This window comes from Arthrobacter sp. 10T419, assembly GCF_056394105.1.
Window position 1 is genome coordinate 129,744 of record NZ_JBFTHF010000009.1, and the last position, 19,698, is coordinate 149,441.

Genomic DNA, 19,698 nt, shown 5'->3' on the forward strand with positions numbered 1-19,698 from the left:
TCGAAACGGGGGTCAGCTGTCCAGGCAGGTCGGGCCGAGCAGCACCTTCAGGTCGCCGAACAGGGACGGGCTGGGGTTGACGCGCAGATGCACGGGCAGGCCCATGACCTCCACCCGGGAATCGCCGTGCAGGTGCAGGCGCACCTCCGATTTGCCCCGGTGGGTCCTGAGGACTTCACCGAGTTCGTTCACCACGGCCTCGGTGGCCTTGTGCGTCGGCATGGTGATCACCAGCGGCCCGTCCAGGCTTTCGCTGAGGTCCGGCACCGAGAGTTCCATGCAGTTCAGGGCCACCGCGCCGTCGTCGCGGCGCTGCAGCCGGCCCTTGACGACGACGATCAGGTCCTCGGCCAAAACCGAGGCGATCGGTCCGTAGACCTGGCCGAAGAACATCACTTCCACAGAGCCGCCGAGGTCCTCGATCTCGGCGCGCGCGTAGGCGTTGCCGCTGGCCTTGGCGATCCGGCGGCTGAGCGAGGTGATCATGCCCGCGATGGTGATGATCGCGCCGTCGTGCGGTCCGTCCTCGGCGATGATCGAGGTGATCGACTGGTCCGCGTGCTGGCTGAGCAGCCCCTCGAGGCCCTGCAGCGGGTGGTCCGAGACGTAGAGTCCGAGCATGTCGCGTTCGAAGGAGAGCTTGTCTTTCTTCTCCCACTCGGGCAGTTCGGGGATCTCGATGCTCAGCGAGGACTCCGACTCGGTGTCATCGATGCCGGCGAACAGGTCGAACTGTCCGATCGCCTCGTTGCGCTTGAGCGTGATGACCGAGTCGATGGCTTCTTCGTGGATCATGGCCAGGGCACGGCGGTGGTGGCCGAGCGAGTCGAAGGCGCCGGCCTTGATCAGGGATTCGATGGTGCGCTTGTTGCAGACCACCGCCGGGACCTTCATCAGGTAGTCCTTGAAGGAGGTGTAGGCGCCTTCGCGTTCGCGGGCGGCCACCATCGCGTCGACGGCGTTGGCGCCGACGTTGCGGATGGCTCCCATGCCGAAGCGGATGTCGTTGCCGACCGGGGTGAAGTTGAGCGCTGACTCGTTGACGTCCGGCGGCAGCACGGTGATGCCCATGCGGCGGCATTCGTTGAGGTAGATCGCCGATTTGTCCTTGTCGTCGCCGACGGAGGTGAGCAGGGCCGCCATGTATTCCGGCGCGTAGTGGGCCTTCAGGTACGCGGTCCAGTAGGAGATCACGCCGTACGCGGCGGAGTGCGCCTTGTTGAACGCGTAGTCGGAGAAGGGCAGCAGGATGTCCCAAAGGGTCTTGACCGCGGCCATCGAGTAGCCGTTGTCCTGCATGCCCTGGGAGAAGCCGGCGAACTGCTTGTCCAGCTCGGATTTCTTCTTCTTGCCCATGGCGCGGCGCAGGATATCGGCCTGGCCCAGGGTGTAGCCGGCGAGCTTCTGCGCCACCGCCATGACCTGCTCCTGGTACACGATCAGGCCGTAGGTGCCGCCGAGGATCTCGGCGAGCGGCTCCTCGAGCTCGGGGTGGATCGGGATGACGTCCTGGATCTTGTTCTTGCGCAGCGCGTAGTCGGTGTGCGCGTTGGCGCCCATCGGTCCCGGGCGGTACAGCGCCAGCACGGCGGAGATGTCTTCGAAGTTGTCAGGCTTCATCAGCTTGAGCAGGGAGCGCATGGGGCCGCCGTCGAGCTGGAAGACGCCCAGGGTGTCGCCGCGGGCCAGCAGCTCGTAGGAGGCGGCATCGTCCAGGGCGAGGGATTCGAGGTCCAGGTCCACGCCGCGGTTCATTTTGATGTTTTCCAGTGCGTCGGAAATGATCGTCAGGTTCCGCAGCCCGAGGAAGTCCATCTTGATCAGGCCGAGGCCCTCGGAGGTCGGGTAGTCGAACTGCGTGATGACCTGGCCGTCCTGGAAGCGGCGCATGATCGGGATGACGTCGATGATGGGGTCCGAGGACATGATGACGCCGGCGGCGTGGACACCCCACTGCCGCTTCAGGCCCTCGATGCCGAGCGCGGTCTCGAAGACCTTCGCGGCTTCCGGGTCCGTGCTGATCAGCTGCCGGAAGTCCCCGGCCTCACCGTAGCGCTTGGCCTCGGGGTTCTGGATGTCGGCCAGCGGAATGTCCTTGGCCATCACGGCGGGCGGCAGCGCCTTCGTGAGCTGCTCGCCCATGCTGAACGGGTAGCCCAGCACGCGGGAGGAATCCTTGAGGGCCTGTTTGGTCTTGATCGTGCCGTAGGTGACGATCATGGCGACGCGTTCGTCGCCGTACTTGCGAGTCACATAGTCGATTACTTCGGAGCGGCGCCGGTCATCGAAGTCGACGTCGAAGTCGGGCATGGAGACGCGGTCCGGGTTCAGGAAGCGCTCGAAGATCAGGCCGTGGTGCAGCGGGTCCAGGTCGGTGATGCGCATGGCGTAGGCCACCATGGAGCCGGCACCGGAGCCACGGCCGGGGCCCACCCGGATGCCGTTGTTCTTGGCCCAGTTGATGAAGTCGGCCACCACCAGGAAGTAGCCCGGGAAACCCATCGAGGTGATGACTTCGAGCTCGTAGTCGGCCTGCTGGCGGACCTTGTCCGGGATGCCCTGGGGGTAGCGGTAGTGGAGGCCCTTGTCCACTTCCTTGACCAGCCAGGACGTCTCGTCCTCCCCTTCGGGGCAGGGGAAGCGGGGCATGTAGTTGGCGCCGGTATTGAACGACACTTCGCAGCGTTCGGCGATCAGCAGCGTGTTGTCGCAGGCGTCGGGGTGGTCGCGGAACAGTTCCCGCATTTCCTGCGGCGACTTCAGGTAGTAGCCGCTGCCGGAGAAGGCGAAGCGTGAACCGCCGTTGTCATACGTGGGCTCCAGCAGGGTGGAGCCGGACTGGATGGCCAGCAGGGCTTCGTGCGCCTTGGCGTCGTGCTCGTGCGTGTAGTGCAGGTCGTTCGTGGCCACCAGCGGGAGGTTCAGTTCCTTGGCCAGCCGCAGCAGGTCCCCGGTGACGCGCCGCTCGATGTCCAGGCCGTGGTCCATGAGTTCGCAGAAGTAGTTCTCGGCGCCGAAGATGTCGCGGAACTCGGCCGCGGCCTCGAGGGCTTCCCGGTACTGCCCGAGCCGGAGCCGCGTCTGGACTTCGCCGGACGGGCAGCCGGTGGTCGCGATCAGGCCCTCGGAATAGGTATTCAGCAGCTCGCGGTCCAGCCGCGGCCACTTGCCGAAGACGGAGTCCAGGGAGGCGATCGAGGAGGCACGGAACAGGTTCCGCATGCCGACGTTGTTGTAGCTCAGCAGCGTCATGTGCGTGTAGGCGCCACCGCCGGAGATGTCGTCCTTGCGCTGGTTCTCTTCGCCCCAGCGCACGCGGGTCTTGTCCGTGCGCGCGGTCCCCGGCGTGACATAGGCCTCGACACCGATGATCGGCTTGATGCCCTTGTCGGTGGCCCGCTTCCAGAAGTCGAACGCCCCGAAGAGGTAGCCATGGTCGGTGGTGGCCAGGGCGGGCATGCCCAACCGCTCGGTCTCATCAAAGAGTTCCCCGAGGCGCGCCGCGCCGTCCAACATGGAGTACTCGGTGTGGTTGTGGAGGTGGACGAACGAGTTGTTGCTGGAAGTCACCGAATCATTCTAGTGCCGGGCAGCGACACCCACGTGCCCGGCGCGGCGGTAGGTGCGGACCTCCGCTAGGCGTTGCCGGACTCCAACACTTCGAGGGCATACTTCAGGTCCTGCGGGTACTCGCTGGTCACGGTGACCCGCTCCCCGGTCCGGGGGTGGTCGAAGGACAGCTGCCGGGCATGCAGCCACTGCCGGGTCAGGCCCAGGGTGGCCGCGAGCCGGGGGTCAGCCCCATAGGTCAGGTCCCCGGCGCAGGGGTGGCGCAGCGCCGCGAAGTGCACCCGGATCTGGTGCGTGCGGCCGGTTTCCAGGTGCACCTCCACGAGCGAGGCCTTGCCGAAGGCTTCCAGCACCTCGTAGTGGGTGATCGAGTCGCGCCCGTCCTCGATCACGGCGAAGCGCCAGTCGTGGCCGGGGTGGCGGCCGATGGGCGCGTCGATGGTGCCGGCCAGCGGGTCCGGCAGGCCCTGGACGACGGCGTGGTAGACCTTGTCCACGGTGCGCTCCTTGAAGGCCCGCTTGAGCGCCGTATAGGCGTTCTCGGTCTTGGCGACCACCATGACCCCGGAGGTGCCGACGTCGAGCCGGTGCACGATCCCGGCGCGTTCCGGCGAGCCGGAGGTGGAGATCCGATAACCGGCGCCGGCAAGGCCGCCGACGACCGTCGGCCCGACCCAGCCGGGCGACGGGTGCGCTGCCACACCAACGGGTTTATCGACGACGACGAACTCGTCGTCGTCCAGCAGGATTTTTAGGCCTTCCACAACTTCCTCCACAACTTCCAGCGGGTCCCGGCGCTCCGGCACAACGACGTCGAGCTCGCCGCCGGCGCTGAGCTTGAGGGACTTCCCCACGGCTTTGCCATGGCTGCTGACGTTGCCCTCCGCGATCAGCGTGGCCGCCTGCGACCGGGAGATCTCCATCAGCTTCGCCAGCCCGGCGTCCACCCGGACGCCGGCCAGCTCCGCCGGGACGGTGAAGTGCCGGCGTTCCGGCGCATTGGCCGGGCCGGGCTCAGACATTGTGTTCCCGTCCGTTTTCTTCCAGCACAGCCGGCCGGCCGGCGCTGCTGTCCCGGCGCGGGTTCAGCCGTGAGCCGTCAAGCGCCACACCGCGCAGCGTTAGCAGGCAGATGATGACGACCGAGGACACCACGGCTGAATCGGCGATGTTGAAGATCGCGAAGTTGGGCAGCTGGATGAAGTCCACCACATGGCCCATCGCGAACGAAGGTTCGCGGAACAGCCGGTCGGTGAGGTTGCCCAGCGCGCCGCCCAGCAGCAGCCCCAGCGCCAGCGCCCACCAGGCGGAGCCGAGCTTGCGCAGCTGCAGCAGGATCGCGATGGACACCGCCGCCATGATGATCGTGAAGACCCACGTGACGTTCTCACCGATCGAGAACGCGGCACCGGAGTTGCGGATGTAGTACCAGTGCAGCAGAGGCGGCAGCACCGGGATCCGTTCCCCCTCGGTCATGGTCGACGTGACCCAGAGTTTGGTCAGCTGGTCGAACACGTAGGCGAATACCGCGAATCCGGCGAAAAGGGTGAGCAGCAGGGCGCGGCGCGGTTTGCGCGCCGGCGCCGCTGCGGCGTCCGCGGACGGCGCGGGCTGGACGGCGTCCGCGGGCTGGGCGGCGTCTGGGGTTGGTGCGTCAGTCATAGTGCTTTCGTTCCGGTGCCGGGGGTGGCTGGGGGCTTGCTGCTTGCGCGTGCAGGCACCCGAAGGAGGCCGCGAAGGCGGCGGTTAATGCCAAAAGCCGGTGGCCGAGGAGTCCTCAGCCACCGGCTTTCAGAATACTTGTAAAACGTCCTAGTTGGCTTCGACCTCGGGGGCCGCAACCGAACCACGGGCGTCCAGGTCACGCAGCTGGCCTTCGATGTAGGCCTTCAGACGGGACCGGTAGTCGCGCTCGAAGCCGCGGAGCTGCTCGACCTTGCGTTCCAGCACGGAGCGCTGCTGCTCGAGGGCACCCAGGATCTTGCGGGACTTTTCCTGCGCGTCGTTGACGAGGCTGCTGGCTTCGATCTGCGCTTCGGCGATGATCTTGTCACGCTGCTGTTCGCCGTCGGCGACGTGCTTGTCGTGCATCTGCTGCGCCATGGCCAGCAGGCCGGCAGCGGACTCGGCGGACGCGGTGGCGGCGACGGGGGCCGGGGCTGCTGCCGGAGCGGGAGCCTTCTCGGCTTCCTTCTTCTTGGCGGCGGCGGCATCGGCGGCCTTTGCCTCGGCTTCTGCCTTGGCGCGGTCTTCCTTCTCGGCCTTGACGGCTGCCGGCACCTTCTCCACGACGGGAGCGCCAGCAGCGGAGCTGGCGGCCGTGCCGGAACCGGCTTCGGCGAGCTTCTTGCGCAGCTCGTCGTTCTCCTGGTTCAGGCGTCGCAGTTCAACGACGATCTCGTCCAGGAAGTCATCAACTTCGTCCTGGTCGTAGCCTTCGCGGAACTTGGTCGGCTGAAAGCGCTTGTTGACAACGTCTTCTGGCGTCAAAGCCATCTGGTCACCTCGTTGGTCTAGTTAGTCAGTAGGCCTTCCGGCCGTCAAAACTACGGTACCTAAATATGGTCTGGTTCCTCTAATTCAACACCGCAGTGTCAAACCGGAGTTTTTATCTTTTGTGGCAAGCGGACCGGGTCCGTTGCCGGATTACGTGGCGATCGGCTGCGCGTAGGTGAAGTACCTGGCGAAGCCCATGGCCACGGAGACGGCCAGGAAGAGCACCAGGAACGCCAGGTCCAGCGAAATTCCGCCGAGCCGCAGCGGCGGGAGGATCCGGCCTAGCAGTTTGAGGGGCTTGTCTGTGATTGAGTACACAGTGTGGGCGGTGACGAGCGCCACGCCGCGCGGACGCCAACTGCGGGCGAACATCTGCACCCAGTCGAAGATCAGGCGGATGATCAGGGCGACAAAAAAGAGCAGCAGTGCGATATAGACAAGTCCGAAAACAATTCCCATGAGTTAACTCATATCTCCATGATCATTCCGGATACCGCAGTGTCCTGACAGTGGTTGCGCATCCATTCCAACACGTCTATTCCAACACGGAAACCTCAGCACGGATGCCAGGCAGGTACCCCTGCCTGGCATCCGAACGGGAATCCTGGGCTAGCTCTGGTTGAAGAAGGCGGCCTGCGTCTCGCTGACCTTCTTGTCGTCACCGATCACTTCGACGTACGACGGCGAGAGCAGGAACACCTTGTTGGTCACTCGCTCGATGCTGCCGCGCAGGCCGAACACCAGACCTGCGGAGAAATCGACGAGGCGCTTCGCGTCCGCCTCCCCCATGTCGGTGACGTTCATGATGACGGGGATGCCGTCACGGAAGCTTTCACCGATGAGCTTGGCGTCGTTGTAGGACCGCGGGTGGATCGTGGTGATCTGCCGGAGGCCGGTGGTCTCTTCGCGGCTGGCGGCCGCTCGCTTGATGGGTGTCACGGGTGCGCGGTATTCCTCTTCAGCGGCGTAGGGCTCTTCCCTGGGGGCTTCGCGGACGGGTGCCGGCGCGCGGCGCTCTTCGCGGTCGTGCTCCATGGAATCGTCCTCATCCTTGTGCGGTGTGTGATGCTCGGACTCGTAGTGTTCGTCGCCATCAGCGAGCCCAAGATAGATCATTGTCTTGCGCAGACCGCCAGCCATGGTCGACTCCTAATCGTGTCCGTATGGGGGCCGCTTAGTGACTCGACAGTTCTGGAGTCACTTCATTGGAATCCCCGCCATTACCTTCCAATACGTTGAACCTACCGCAAGGCCGGGCGCGGACCGAGAATATCGGAGCCTATTCGAAGGTGTGTCGCCCCGAACCGGATGGCCGCCTCGAGGTCCTGGCTCATTCCGGCGGAGATGGCCGTGGCCTGCGGATGGTCAGCGCGCAGCCGAGCGGAGATTTCCGCCAGCTTCTTGAACGCCCCCTCCGGCGCCGCACCCAGCGGCGCCACGGCCATCACGCCGGCCAGCCGGAGTCCGGCCGCCGCGGAGAGCTGTTCGCCCAGGGCCGGGACGTCCGCGGGCAATGCGCCGCCGCGGTGGCCGTCGGCGTCCTCATCCAGGCTGACCTGGATGAAGCACTCGAGGTCCCCGCGGCCGGTTCGCTCCTGCTCCGCGCGTACCGCCTTGGCCAGGGCGTCGACGAGTTGCGGCCGGTCCACGGAATGCACGGCGTGGGCGTACTTCACGACGGATTTGGCTTTGTTGCTTTGCAGCTGGCCGATGAAGTGCCAGCGCAGTTGCAGTTCCTGCAGCCGGGCCGCCTTGTCCGCTGCTTCCTGGTCGCGGTTTTCGCCGACGTCGGTGACGCCGAGGGCGGCGAGCCGCGCGACGTCCTCGGCCGGGTGGAATTTGGTCACCACGATCAGCTGCGGCGCGGCGTCCCGTCCGGCGTCGGCCGCCGCGGCGTTGATCCGTTGCCGCACGGCGTCGAGCCGTTCGCGGAGCTGATCGAGGCGCGGATGTCCTGCCGCTGCCGCCGGCACGGTCATTTGGCTACTCCGGCAGCTTCGTCGCCGGTCCAGACCAGGCCCGCAAACCGGCCCGTGCGGCTGTTGCGCCGGTAGGAGTACAGGCCCTCGTCCTCGCGGGTGCAGCCGCCGGAGTATTCGACGGCGACCCCCTCGGCTTCGAGCTGGCTGCGGACCCCGGCCGGCAGGTCCAGCCCCGGGGTGCCCTGGGCGGTCGTGCACCAGGCCGCCGGGACGATTGCCGCGACGTCCGCGCGCATGGCTTCCGGAACCTCATAGCAGTTCCCGCAGATGGAAGGGCCGATCCAGGCACCGATGTCCGCGGCTCCCAGAGCACGCATCCGCGCCACCGCGGCCGGCACCACACCGGCGGCCAGGCCCGGCCTTCCGGCATGTACGACGCCGAGCACCGGCTCCGCGGGGCCGCCCTCTCCCACCAGCACGATCGGCACGCAGTCGGCCACCATGACCGCCAGCGGCTCCCCGGTGGAGACCATGGCGTCGGCGGTTGGCGCATCGGCGGTGGCCGCATCGGCGTGCGCTGGGCCGGAGGCCAGGGCAGTGCCGGCGCTGGAGATGAGGGCCACCTCGCTGCCGTGGACCTGGTTCATGAACCGGAAGCGGCGTGAGCCGAGCCCGGCGGCCCGCTCGAGCATTTCCCGGCGCCGGCGCACCGCGGCCGGGTTGTCCCCGACATGGAGCGCCAGGTTGCCCGCCGCAACGTTGGTGAAGGCCGCCCAGACACCGGGCCGCACCTCAGCTCGCCAGGAGAACACTCAGCACACCGCCACTTCAGGAACCGGAATCATTGAAAAACCCATACCAAACACCGTAACCCCGCCAAAGCACCATGGCACCGCCGGAGGCAGTGCCATGGTGCTGATTGCTGCTTCTTGGACCGATGCCTACTTCAGGAAGTCAGGCACATCCAGGTCGTCCGAGTGGCGGCCGGAGAGATCCGGTTCGACGACGGAGGGCAGGTCCACATCAAAGCCCGAGTCGGCCGGCACGGCCGAGGGGCGCTGCTGGCCCCAGTTGCTGAGCCCGGAGGCACCGACGCCGGCGTGCAGCGGCTGGACCGGCGCGGAAGCGGGCGCCTGGGCCGGAGCCGGGGCGGGAGCGGCAGGGCGGGCCGGAGCGGGCTGGGACTGGTCCATCGACGGCGAGGTGGCCTTGACGTCGTCGAACCCGGCCGCGATGACGGTCACGCGGGCTTCGTCGCCGAGGGCGTCGTCGATCACGGCGCCGAAGATGATGTTGGCCTCCGGGTGGGCCACTTCCTGCACCAGGCGGGCTGCCTCGTTGATTTCGAACAGGCCCAGGTCCGATCCGCCCTGGATGGAGAGCAGGACGCCGTGGGCGCCGTCGATGGAGGCCTCCAGCAGCGGCGAGGCGATGGCCAGCTCGGCAGCCTTGACGGCGCGGTCTTCGCCGCGGGCCGAACCGATGCCCATGAGCGCGGAACCGGCACCCTGCATCACGGACTTGACGTCCGCGAAGTCAAGGTTGATCAGGCCCGGGGTGGTGATCAGGTCGGTGATGCCCTGGACACCGGAGAGCAGGACCTGGTCGGCGGAGCGGAAAGCGTCCAGCACAGAGACGTTGCGGTCGCTGATGGAGAGCAGCCGGTCGTTCGGAATGACGATCAGGGTGTCGACCTCGTCGCGCAGGGCGTCGATGCCGGCTTCGGCGGAGCCGGCGCGGCGTCGGCCCTCGAAGGTGAACGGGCGGGTGACGACGCCGATGGTCAGCGCGCCGAGGGAGCGTGCGATGCGGGCCACGACGGGTGCGCCGCCGGTGCCGGTGCCGCCGCCTTCGCCGGCGGTCACGAAGACCATGTCGGCGCCACGGATGACCTCTTCGATCTCGTCGGCGTGGTCCTCTGCTGCCTGCCTGCCGACCTCAGGATTCGCACCGGCTCCCAGGCCGCGGGTCAGTTCGCGTCCGACGTCGAGCTTGACGTCTGCATCGGACATCAACAGCGCCTGCGCGTCCGTGTTGATGGCGATGAATTCGACGCCGCGAAGACCGACCTCGATCATGCGGTTGACTGCGTTCACGCCACCGCCGCCGATGCCGACGACCTTGATGACGGCCAAGTAATTCTGCGGAGCTGCCACGTTACGTGTCCCTTGTTCGTGTTCTATTGCGAAAACTGATGGAGTCGAGCTTGAGGCTTTGAACCTTAACCTTCCAGTTGAAGGTTATAGTTATGTCAAGTAACTCATGTCTGTGACGCTATTTCCTATCCAGAGGACATTCAATAACCGGCTCCGCGTGTCGCGGTAATACCGGGGAAATGCCGTCCGTTTCTGCTTTTTTGCTGCCTGGTGGCTGCGCCGGGTCCCGGCGGATGCACCATTTCCACTATCGCCCGCGCACGGCGCGATGTAAGTGATGGAGAGCTATCGGGTGACCGGGTGCCGGGGCACGCTGACGTCGTAGATTGCCACTGGGTTTTTGGGATCCGCGGGCGCCTTCAGCAGGGCCGTGAGCACCCTGGCTTTCAGCTCCTTCTCCCCCGCGTTGCCCCAGACGATCGTCTGGCCGTCCACGAGTTTGAGTTCCACGGCGTCCACGGACTTGGCCGAGGCATCGGAGAGCCGGGCCAGGACGTCCGGCGGGAGCGCCCCGAGAACCCCGGTGATGGCGTGGAACAGGTCCTTGGGCAGCGCGCCTCGGCCACTTTCGATGACCGGAAGCTTTATCGAAGCCGGGTCCTTGGCCTTTCCGAGCTGCACGCCGTCGACGTCGACCAGCTGGTACACCTCGGCCTGCTTGACCAGAGCCACCGGGACGCGCTCGGTGATTCGGACCTGAAGCGTGGACGGCGGCCGGGCCTGGGTGGTGACGGCTTTGACCTGGACCAGGGGCTGCAACAGCCCGCTCACTTCCTCATCGCTGATCTGTGTCAGGGGCTTACCCTGAAGCGGCGCCAGGGCGGCCTTGACCTGTTGAGTGCTGAGGATCCGGTTGCCCTCCACGGTGACGGTGTGAACGGCAAGCCACGGCGAGTACACGGCCGCTGCCACGATCCCTGCGATGAGCACCGCAATTGCGGCCACCGTCGTGAGGATGATCCGGCGCCGCCGTTTGGCCTTCGGTTCGGGGAAGGCGAGCACATTGCCGCCCTGAGGCTGCGGCGTGCCGGCCCCGGCCGGGTCTCCGGCTGGGGCCGTGCCGGCGGAAGAGGTGCCTGCGTGGTCCGCCTTGGACGCCGAGATGACGTCCTCCTGCCCTGCCGCCGGCCGGTCGGAGGCAGACCCGCGCGGGCCGGTGGGGTAAGGGGGCCGGCGCGTGCTAGCCACCGGGCGCCTCGACCGTCAACGCCTCGACGATGAGCGGGCCGTAGGCAGTGACGTCGCCCGCGCCGGCCGTGAGGACGATGTCCCCCGGAGCCGCGGCCTCGAGCACAGCCGTGACAGCCTCGTCGCCGGGGCCCACCAGCCGCCCGCCCCGGCCGAGGTGGTCCGCGATCAGCTGGCTGGTAACGCCGGGAATGGGATCTTCCCGGGCCGGGTAGATCTCCAGCACCAGCGCGGTGTCAGCGGCGTTGAGGGCCTCCGCGAACTCGTGCGCGAACTCCCGGGTCCGGGAGAACAGGTGGGGCTGGAAGAGGACGTGGACCCGGTGTTCGCCGGCCACCGAGCGAGCCGCGGCGAGGGCCGCCCGGACCTCGGTGGGATGGTGGGCGTAGTCGTCGTAGACGCGCACGCCGCGGCCCGCGCCCTTGAATTCGAAGCGGCGTGAGGCGCCGGAGAAGTTGGCCAGCGCGCCGGCGGCGGTTTCCGGGGCGATACCGAGTTCGAGCGCCACCGCGAAGGCCGCGGCGGCGTTGAGCGCGTTGTGCCGGCCGGGCACTTGGAGTTCGACGGCAAAGCGGCCTGCGGGCGTCGAGATCCAGACGTCGCCCGGTCCGCCGTCGTGCAGCCTCACGTCGGCGTCCGCCGCGGTGCCGTAGAGGAGCACGCGGGTGTTGCCCCGGTCCCGGGTGCGCAGCGCGAGGGCGCGGGCGCCGTCGTCGTCGGCACAGGCCACCAGCAGGCCGTCAGCGGGCAGCAGCTCGGTGAAGCGGTCGAAGGAGGCATAGACGGCCTCCGCCGTGCCGTAGTAATCCAGGTGGTCCGGCTCGACGTTGGTCACGACCGCGATCTGCGGGCGGTAGTTCAGGAACGAACCGTCCGATTCATCTGCTTCCGCGACGAAGACCGGGGAGGTTCCGGTGGCCGCGTTGACCCCCAGGGCGGGGACGTTGGCGCCGATGGCGAAGGACGGGTCCAGCCCGGCGCCCTGCAGGAGCACCGTGATCATCGACGTCGTGGTGGACTTGCCGTGCGTGCCGGCGACCGTGACGGCCGTGTCCTGCGCCATCGTCGCGGCCAGGGCCTCGGAGCGGTGCAGCACCGGCAGCCCGGCGGCGCGGGCGGCGGCCAGCTCGGGGTTGTCCGGGCGGATGGCCGAACCGGCGACGACGGTCTGCGCGTCGCCCAGGTTTGCCGGGTCATAGCCGACGGCGATCCGCGCGCCGGCCGCGGCGAGTTCGGCCATCACCGGCAGGTCTTTGGCGTCGGAGCCGCTCACCGGCACGCCGCGGGCCACCATGATGCGCGCGACGGCGGACATCCCCACGCCGCCGATGCCGATGAAGTGCACGCGCCCCAGGGAGTCCTGGGTGCGGACCGCCGGCGGGGTGCCGTTCTGGGCCTGGGTCATTGCTTTACCGCTTCCTGCCTGCTGTTCAAAGTGCTCGGTGTTCAAAGTGCTCGGTCGTTCAAAGCTGCTGTTCCGGTCGGTTCTGTCCTGGTCACGGAGTTGCGGCGGTGCTGGCCGGGGACTGCGCGGCTTCGAGGACCAGGGCGGCCATCCGCCGGTCTGCGTCCCGGATGCCGAGCTGTTCCGCGGCGGCGGCCATCCGGTCCAGCCGGGCGGGCTCACGCAGCAGCGGGATGATGTGGCCGGCGACCCAGTCGGCGTCGAAGGCGCTGTCTTCGACCAGGAGCGCGGCGTCCGCGTCGACCAGGCCGGCGGCGTTCAGGGCCTGCTCGCCGTTCCCGATCGGAAGCGGGACGAAAACGGCCGGGACGCCGACGGCGGCGACCTCGCAGACGGTTGCGGCGCCGGAGCGCGCCAGCAGCAAGTCGGCGGCGGCGTAGGCCAGTTCCATGCCGTCGACGTACTCCACCTGGCGGTAGCCGGGCGCGGCCAGCAGCTTGCCCTGGGCATCATGGACGGTCTTGCCCCGCCCGGTGATGTGCAGGGTCTGGATGCCGGCCTCGGCCAGGGCCGTGACAGAGGCGGCGACGGCGCGGTTGATGCTTTGCGCGCCGGAGGAGCCGCCGGTGACGATCAGGGTGGGCTTGTCCTGTTCCAGGCCGAGGGCCGTGCGTGCGGCCTCGCGGGCCGCCGTCCGGTCCAGGCCCGAGATTTCGCGCCGCATCGGCATGCCGACGTGCCGCGCCCCGCGCAGCCGGGTCGCGGCGAAAGCTACGGCCACATGCCGGCTGAGCCGGGCACCGACGCGGTTGGCGAGCCCGGGCCGGGTGTTGGCCTCGTGCACCACAATCGGAATCTTGCGGCGCCACGCGGCAAGATACAGCGGCGTGCAGACGTAGCCGCCGACGCCAACGAGGACGTCTGCCCTGGCTTCGTCGAGGATGGCGCCGGCCTGCCGCACGGCGCCGGCGAGCTTGCCGGGGAGCCGCAGCAGTTCGATCGAAGGTTTGCGTGGAAACGGAACCCGGCTCACCGTGGCGAGCTCCAGCCCCGCGGCCGGGACCAGGCGGGCTTCCATGCCACCGGGGGTGCCGACGGCGAGGAGTTGCGCCTCGGGCCGGACCTCAAGGATGGCGTTGGCGATGGCCAGCAGCGGGCTGATATGCCCGGCAGTGCCGCCGCCGGCGAGGACGACGGACAGGGACGACTTGGTGTTCATGGTGGGCTAGGTACGCTTCCGTGCGGGATTCTTGGGGGCGGGGGTCCTGGTGCCGGGCTTCCGGCCGGGCGAGCTGGCTGTAATCGGTTCGGCAGCCGGCCTGGCAGCCGGGGCCTTGGCAGACGCCGCCGCGGCCGGACGCCTGGCAGCGCTCCTGGCCCCCGCCCGCTTGCGGAGTACTTTGGCGAAGCCCGCAGGCCCGAACTTGAGCATCCCCTTCGGCTGCATGTTCGGCTCCATCTGGGCCCGGGCCAACGACAACACTACGCCGATGGCACATAGCGACATCAGCAGGGCCGAGCCGCCGTAGGAGATAAACGGCAGCGGTACGCCAATAACGGGGAGCAAGCCGGTGACCACTGCCATGTTGACGGTGGCCTGGCCCAGCAGCCACACCATAATCGCGCCGGCGAGGACGCGGTGGAACAAATCCTGCTGGGCCACCACGACGCGGTAGATGGCCGTGCCCAGGACCGCGAACAGGACCAGGACCACGACGGTGCCGATCAGGCCAAGCTCTTCGCCGATGATGGCGAAAATGAAGTCGTTGTGGGCCTCCGGGATCCAGCTGTACTTCTGCCGGCTCTGGCCCAGTCCGACGCCGAACCAGCCGCCGGAGGCCAGGGCGTAGAGGCCGTTGGTGGACTGGTAGTTTACGTCCGAGCCGTCGGCGCAGGTCTGTCCTGTCCAGGACAGGATGCGGCAAACCCGGTTGGGGCTGGTGATGGCGAGCACCACCGTGCCCACGGCCAGGACCACACCGGCGATGCCGAAGAGATACAGCCGCACCCCGGCAAAGTACAGGGCGGCGGCCGTGATCATCATGACGATCATGGCCGTGCCGAGGTCGTTGCCCAGCAGGATCAGGCCGATCACCCCGGCCGCCCCCGGGAGCACCACGGGAATCAGGGCGTGCTTGGCCTGATGGAGGAGCTTGGCCTTGGCGTGCAGCACCGTGGCCATCCAGAGCGCCAGCGCCAGTTTGGCCGCCTCGGAAGGCTGGAAGGTGATACCGCCGACTTCGATCCAGTTCTGGTTGCCCAGCGCGCTGCGGCCCACCAGGAGCACCAGGACCAGCAGGACGAGCGCCCCGAGGATGGCGAACCAGGCGATGCGTTTGAGCCACACCACGTTCACACGGGACAGGACGAACATGACGAAGACGCCGATGGCCGCGAAAAGCCCCTGCTTCAGGGCTGCGGAGTAGGGCGACTCCCCTGCCGCGATCGCCTCCACGCTCGACGCGGAGAGCACCATCATGATGCCGATCGCGGTCAGCGCGAGGGTGGAGCCGAGGATGAGGTAGTACGTGGAACCGTTCCGGGACTTGCCGGTGCCTTCCAGTGCCGACCAGAAGCCGCGGTACCAGCCCCGGACCCGGGCTGCGGGTGTTGGAACCGGTCCGGCGGCCGCGGCTCTTGTGCTCGCCGTCCGAACGGGTGTCCTGGCTGTATTGCTGCTTGGTTTAGTGCCTGGGGCGGCCGTCCGCGCCGCGGCGGGACGGGTGGGCGTGCTGACCATTGCTACTCCTCGGTGGTCTGAGCCTGCCCTTCCACGAGCTCGCGGACAGCTTCGATGAAGGCGTCGCCACGGTGAGCATAGGAAGAGAACTGATCCATGGATGCAGCTGCCGGGGCCAGAAGCACAGTGTCCCCCGAGGTGGCCAGCTGTGCCGCCGACGCGACGGCCCGTGCCATCACGGTCTCGCCGTAAATTGGCGAGGGGCCTGCGTCGGCGTGGGCCGTTTCGGCAGTCTGCACGTTTTCAGTGTCACCCTTGGCCTGGCCGATCACGGGGACATCCGGCGCGTGTCGCTGGAGCGAGGCCAGCAGGCCGGACGAGTCCGTGCCGATCAGCACCACAGCCTTGAGCCGGGCGGCGTTGTCCCGGACCAGTGAGTCGTAATTCACACCCTTGGACAGGCCGCCGGCGATCCACACCACGTTCTGGAAAGCGGACAGTGAGGCGGCCGCGGCGTGCGGGTTCGTGGCCTTGGAGTCGTTGATCCAAAGCACGCCTTCGTGGCGGGCGACCGGCTGGATGCGGTGGTCCCCCGGCAGGTAGTTCTGCAGCCCCTGGCGAACGGCGGACGGCTCCACCCCGTAGGCGCGCACGAGGGCGGCCGCGGCGAGGGCGTTGGCAACCATGTGCCGGGGCGCCACGGGTCCGAGGTCGGACATTGCCGCCAGTTCGGCGGCGCTGTCCTTGCGCTCGGGAATGAAGGCGCGGTCCACGAGCAGGCCTTCGACGACGCCGACCATGCTGATCGCCGGGGTGACGGTTGTGAAGCCCACCGCGCGGCAACCCTCGACGACGTCGGCGTCTTCCACCATGCGCTCGGTTTCAATCTGCTCGGCGTTGTAGATGCACGCCTTCTGTGTGCGCTCGTAGACCTTGGCCTTGTCCGCCAGGTAGGAGTCGTAGGAGCCGTGCCAGTCCACGTGGTCTTCGGCGACGTTCAGGCACACGCTGGCGACCGGCGACACGGAGTGGCTCCAGTGCAGCTGGAAGCTTGAGAGTTCGACGGCGAAGACGTCGTAGTCCACCGGGTCGCGGAGGGCGTCCAGGATCGGCGTGCCGACGTTGCCGACCGCGATCGCCTTGAGTCCGGCGGCCTGCAGCATCGATTCGGTCAGGCCGACGGTCGTGGTCTTGCCGTTGGTGCCGGTGATGGTGAGCCAGTCGGCCGTCTTGCGGCCCTCGCGTTCCCGGACCCGCCAGGCGAGTTCGACGTCGCCCCAGATCGGGATGTGTGCCCGTGCGGCGGCGGCCAGCAGGGACTGGTCGGGCCGCCAGCCGGGCGAGGTAACGATCAGTTCGGGCTTCTCGCCGTCGACCCTGGGCACCGACGCGACGGCGTCGTCGCCGAGCAGTACGTCCGCGGCACCGACGATCCGGAGTGTGTCCGCCTGGGCGCGGGCCTTCGCGCTGTCCGCGGCGTCCACCACGACCACCCGGGCGCCGAGTTCGATCAGGGTGTCGGCGGCGGCGAAACCGGAGATGCCGATGCCGGTGACGACCACGCGGAGGCCGGCCCAGTCCGAGTCCCAGGTGGTCAGCGTGTCCAGCCGCGGGGACGTGGCCAGCGGCTCGGGAATGTTCCCGCTCACAGCAGCACCACCCATTCGGCGTAGAAGATGCCCAGGCCCGCGGCGACGAAGAGCCCGCAGAGGATCCAGAACCGGACCACGACGGTCACTTCCGCCCAGCCCTTGAGTTCGAAGTGGTGCTGCAGCGGGGCCATCTTGAAGAACCGTTTGCCCTTGGTGATCTTGAAGTAGCCGACCTGGATGATGACCGAGAGGGTGATCAGGACGAAGAGGCCGCCGATGAAGGCGAGCAGCAGTTCGGTCCGGGACAGGATGGCGAAGCCGGCGACGGCGCCGCCAATGGCCAGCGACCCGGTGTCGCCCATGAAGATCTTCGCCGGCGAGGTGTTCCACCACAGGAACCCGACCAGCGCGGCGCTGAGGATGGCGGCAAGCAAGGCGAGGTCGAGCGGGTCACGCACGGTGTAGCAGCCGGCGCCGGCCTGCCGGGGCGAGCCGCAGGCCTGGTTGCTCTGCCAGATCCCGATGATCGTGTAGGCCCCGAAGACCATCACGGAGGCGCCCGCGGCCAGGCCGTCCAGGCCATCCGTGAGGTTTACCCCGTTGGTCGCTGCGGTGACAATCAGGTTGGACCACAGCACAAACAGGATGGCGCCCAGCACGGTGCCGCCGAACGCGAGGTTCAGCCACGGGATGTCCCGCACCAGCGAGATCTGGTACGACGCCGGTGTGACGTTGTTCTCGTCCGGGAAGTTGAGGGCCAGGACCGCGAAGATGATGCCGACCGCGGCCTGCAAGATCAGCTTGGCCTTGGCATTGAGGCCCAGGCTGCGCTGCGCGGAAATCTTGATGAAGTCGTCCAGGAACCCGACCAGGCCCATGCCGACCATGAGGAAGAGCAGGAGCAGGGCCGAGGCGGACGGCCCCGGCGACCGGGGGTTCATCATCCACATGACCAGGTGCGTGATGCCGTAGCTGACCAGTACCGCGACCACCACCACCGTCCCGCCCATTGTCGGCGTGCCGCGCTTGGTGTGGTGCGAGGTGGGTCCGTCGTCCCGGATGAATTGTCCGTAGCTCTTGCGGACCAGGAAGCGGATGAAGAGCGGGGTCCCCAGGAAGGAGAGCAGCAGGGCCAGACCGGAGCCCATCAGCAGTGCGATCACAGCAGCGCACTCCCTTCAGTGGCGGTTCCGGCGGCGGATTCAGCAGTGTTTCCGGCCGAGCTTCCGGCCGGCGCGTCCGGCGCATGTGGGGGTAATGCTATCCGATCCCCCAGATGGCGCAGCCCGATGCTGTTGGAAGACTTGAAGAGGACGAGGTCACCGGGCTCCAGTTCGGAGCGCAGGATTTCGTAGGCCTCGTCCGCGGTTTCGGCAAACAGGCATTCGTCCCCCCAGGAGCCCTCGTTGACGGCCGAGACGTAGAGCGCTCGGGCCTCGCGTCCGATTACCAGCAGCCGGGAGATGTTGAGCCGGACCACCTGGGTGCCGACGGCGGTGTGCTCCCGGATGGAGTCCTCGCCGAGTTCCAGCATCGCGCCGAGCACGGCCCAGGTCCGGCGGCCACGGCCCAGGTCCGCCAGCGTCCGCAGGGCGGCGCGCATCGATTCGGGGTTGGCGTTGTAGGCGTCGTTGATGATGGTCACGCCGTCGGGCCGTTCGGTGCGTTCCATCCGCCAGCGGCTGGCAGCCGCCTGGGCGCTCAGCGAGGCGGCGATCTGCGCGCCGGGGATTCCGGCGGCGTGGGCCGCCCCGGCCGCGGCGAGCAGGTTGCCCACGTGGTGGGCCCCGATCAGCTTGGCCGAGACGTGGTGCCGCGCGCTCTCGCCCGGAAGCAGGAGGTCGAATTCAGGGCTTCCCCCGGCGTTCAACTCGACGTTTTCGGCCTGGATGGCGGCCTGCTGGCCGCCCCGGGCGGGCTGGGCGGAGAAACCGAGGACCGTCGCGGAGGTCCGCGCGGACATCGCAGCCACCCTCGCGTCGTCCAGGTTCAGCACGGCCGTGCCGTCGGCGGGGAGGGCCTCGACCAGTTCGCCCTTGGCCAGGGTGATGTTTTCGACGCCGCCGAATTCACCGGCGTGGGCCGTGCCGACGGCCAGCACCACACCGATCTCCGGGCGGACCATGTCCGCGAGGTAGCGAATGTGCCCGACGCCGGTGGCGCCCATCTCGATCACGAGGTAGCGGGTCTCATAGCCGGCCTTGAAGACGGTCAGCGGAACGCCGACCTCGCCGTTGTAGGAACCCTGGGGCGCCACCGTTTCGCCGTGTTCGGCGAGGATCCCGGCCAGCAGGTCCTTGGTGGTGGTCTTTCCCGCGGACCCGGTGATCCCGATCACGGTGAGTTCCTCGCCGCGGGCTGCGCGGCGGGCACGGATCCTGCGCACCGCTTCAGCAGCGAGGGCGCCCATGGCAAGGACCGAGTCCGCAACGACGACTGCGGGGAAATTCTGCCCGTCAGCGGCGGGGACGTCCCGCTCCACTAGGGCCAGGACGGCACCGCGTTCGAAGGCGGCGGCCACGAAATCGTGCCCGTCGGCGGCCTCCCCCGGCTTGGCCACATAGAGGGAACCCGCCGTGGCCTCGCGGGAGTCGGTCACCACAGAGCCGGGCGTGAGGCCCGGTTCGGCGGCCAGCCGGCCGTTGGTTATTTCGGCGATTTCCGCCGCTGTAAATGCAATCATCTCGGT

16 protein-coding genes are annotated in these 19,698 nt (G+C 67.9%); all 16 read right to left on the reverse strand.

Going from position 1 to position 19,698, the window contains the following annotated elements:
- Nucleotides 1-12: 12 nt before the first annotated feature.
- Nucleotides 13-3,570, reverse strand: coding sequence for a DNA polymerase III subunit alpha (dnaE, locus tag AC1DBD_RS14935; protein WP_476982396.1), 3,558 nt, complete (start codon nt 3,568-3,570; stop codon nt 13-15).
- A gap of 65 nt (nt 3,571-3,635) precedes the next feature.
- Nucleotides 3,636-4,592 carry an RluA family pseudouridine synthase gene (locus tag AC1DBD_RS14940; RefSeq protein ID WP_476892745.1) on the reverse strand — a complete coding sequence of 319 codons (957 nt, stop codon included), beginning with the start codon at nt 4,590-4,592 and terminating at the stop codon, nt 3,636-3,638.
- On the reverse strand, nt 4,585-5,232 hold the full coding sequence (gene lspA, locus AC1DBD_RS14945; protein ID WP_476982397.1) for a signal peptidase II: 648 nt from the start codon (nt 5,230-5,232) through the stop codon (nt 4,585-4,587). The genes AC1DBD_RS14940 and lspA overlap by 8 nt, the downstream gene beginning before the upstream one ends.
- 150 nt (nt 5,233-5,382) lie before the next feature.
- Nucleotides 5,383-6,066, reverse strand: a complete 684-nt coding sequence (locus AC1DBD_RS14950) for a DivIVA domain-containing protein (RefSeq protein ID WP_476982398.1) — start codon at nt 6,064-6,066, stop codon at nt 5,383-5,385.
- Between the two features lie 150 nt (nt 6,067-6,216).
- Nucleotides 6,217-6,525, reverse strand: coding sequence for a YggT family protein (locus AC1DBD_RS14955; protein WP_441418875.1), 309 nt, complete (start codon nt 6,523-6,525; stop codon nt 6,217-6,219).
- A 150-nt stretch (nt 6,526-6,675) separates the two neighbouring features.
- Nucleotides 6,676-7,206: a cell division protein SepF gene (locus AC1DBD_RS14960; RefSeq protein WP_175321607.1), complete on the reverse strand. Its 531-nt coding sequence runs from the start codon at nt 7,204-7,206 to the stop codon at nt 6,676-6,678.
- 101 nt (nt 7,207-7,307) lie between these two features.
- A complete protein-coding gene (locus tag AC1DBD_RS14965) occupies nt 7,308-8,045 on the reverse strand; it encodes a YggS family pyridoxal phosphate-dependent enzyme (protein ID WP_476982399.1) in 738 nt (245 codons plus the stop codon).
- A complete protein-coding gene (locus tag AC1DBD_RS14970) occupies nt 8,042-8,800 on the reverse strand; it encodes a purine nucleoside phosphorylase YfiH/LACC1 family protein (RefSeq protein WP_441418877.1) in 759 nt (252 codons plus the stop codon). The genes AC1DBD_RS14965 and AC1DBD_RS14970 overlap by 4 nt, the downstream gene beginning before the upstream one ends.
- 129 nt (nt 8,801-8,929) lie before the next feature.
- Nucleotides 8,930-10,144, reverse strand: coding sequence for a cell division protein FtsZ (gene ftsZ / locus AC1DBD_RS14975; protein WP_175321604.1), 1,215 nt, complete (start codon nt 10,142-10,144; stop codon nt 8,930-8,932).
- Nucleotides 10,145-10,429: 285 nt separating this feature from the next.
- Nucleotides 10,430-11,332, reverse strand: coding sequence for a cell division protein FtsQ/DivIB (locus tag AC1DBD_RS14980; RefSeq protein ID WP_476982400.1), 903 nt, complete (start codon nt 11,330-11,332; stop codon nt 10,430-10,432).
- Nucleotides 11,325-12,737: a UDP-N-acetylmuramate--L-alanine ligase gene (murC, locus tag AC1DBD_RS14985; protein WP_476982401.1), complete on the reverse strand. Its 1,413-nt coding sequence runs from the start codon at nt 12,735-12,737 to the stop codon at nt 11,325-11,327. The genes AC1DBD_RS14980 and murC overlap by 8 nt, the downstream gene beginning before the upstream one ends.
- A 91-nt stretch (nt 12,738-12,828) precedes the next feature.
- On the reverse strand, nt 12,829-13,956 hold the full coding sequence (gene murG, locus AC1DBD_RS14990) for an undecaprenyldiphospho-muramoylpentapeptide beta-N-acetylglucosaminyltransferase (protein WP_476917440.1): 1,128 nt from the start codon (nt 13,954-13,956) through the stop codon (nt 12,829-12,831).
- Nucleotides 13,957-13,962: 6 nt separating this feature from the next.
- Nucleotides 13,963-15,477, reverse strand: a complete 1,515-nt coding sequence (ftsW, locus tag AC1DBD_RS14995) for a putative lipid II flippase FtsW (protein WP_476982402.1) — start codon at nt 15,475-15,477, stop codon at nt 13,963-13,965.
- Between the two features lie 2 nt (nt 15,478-15,479).
- Nucleotides 15,480-17,081: a UDP-N-acetylmuramoyl-L-alanine--D-glutamate ligase gene (gene murD / locus AC1DBD_RS15000; protein ID WP_476982403.1), complete on the reverse strand. Its 1,602-nt coding sequence runs from the start codon at nt 17,079-17,081 to the stop codon at nt 15,480-15,482.
- Entirely contained in the window at nt 17,063-18,172 is a 1,110-nt protein-coding gene (mraY, locus tag AC1DBD_RS15005) for a phospho-N-acetylmuramoyl-pentapeptide-transferase (protein WP_175321598.1), read from the reverse strand. Before mraY ends, murD begins: the two co-directional genes overlap by 19 nt.
- Nucleotides 18,169-19,692 (reverse strand): UDP-N-acetylmuramoyl-tripeptide--D-alanyl-D-alanine ligase, encoded by a 1,524-nt coding sequence (locus tag AC1DBD_RS15010; RefSeq protein ID WP_476982404.1) that lies wholly within the window; start codon nt 19,690-19,692, stop codon nt 18,169-18,171. The genes mraY and AC1DBD_RS15010 overlap by 4 nt, the downstream gene beginning before the upstream one ends.
- Nucleotides 19,693-19,698 lie beyond the last annotated feature (6 nt).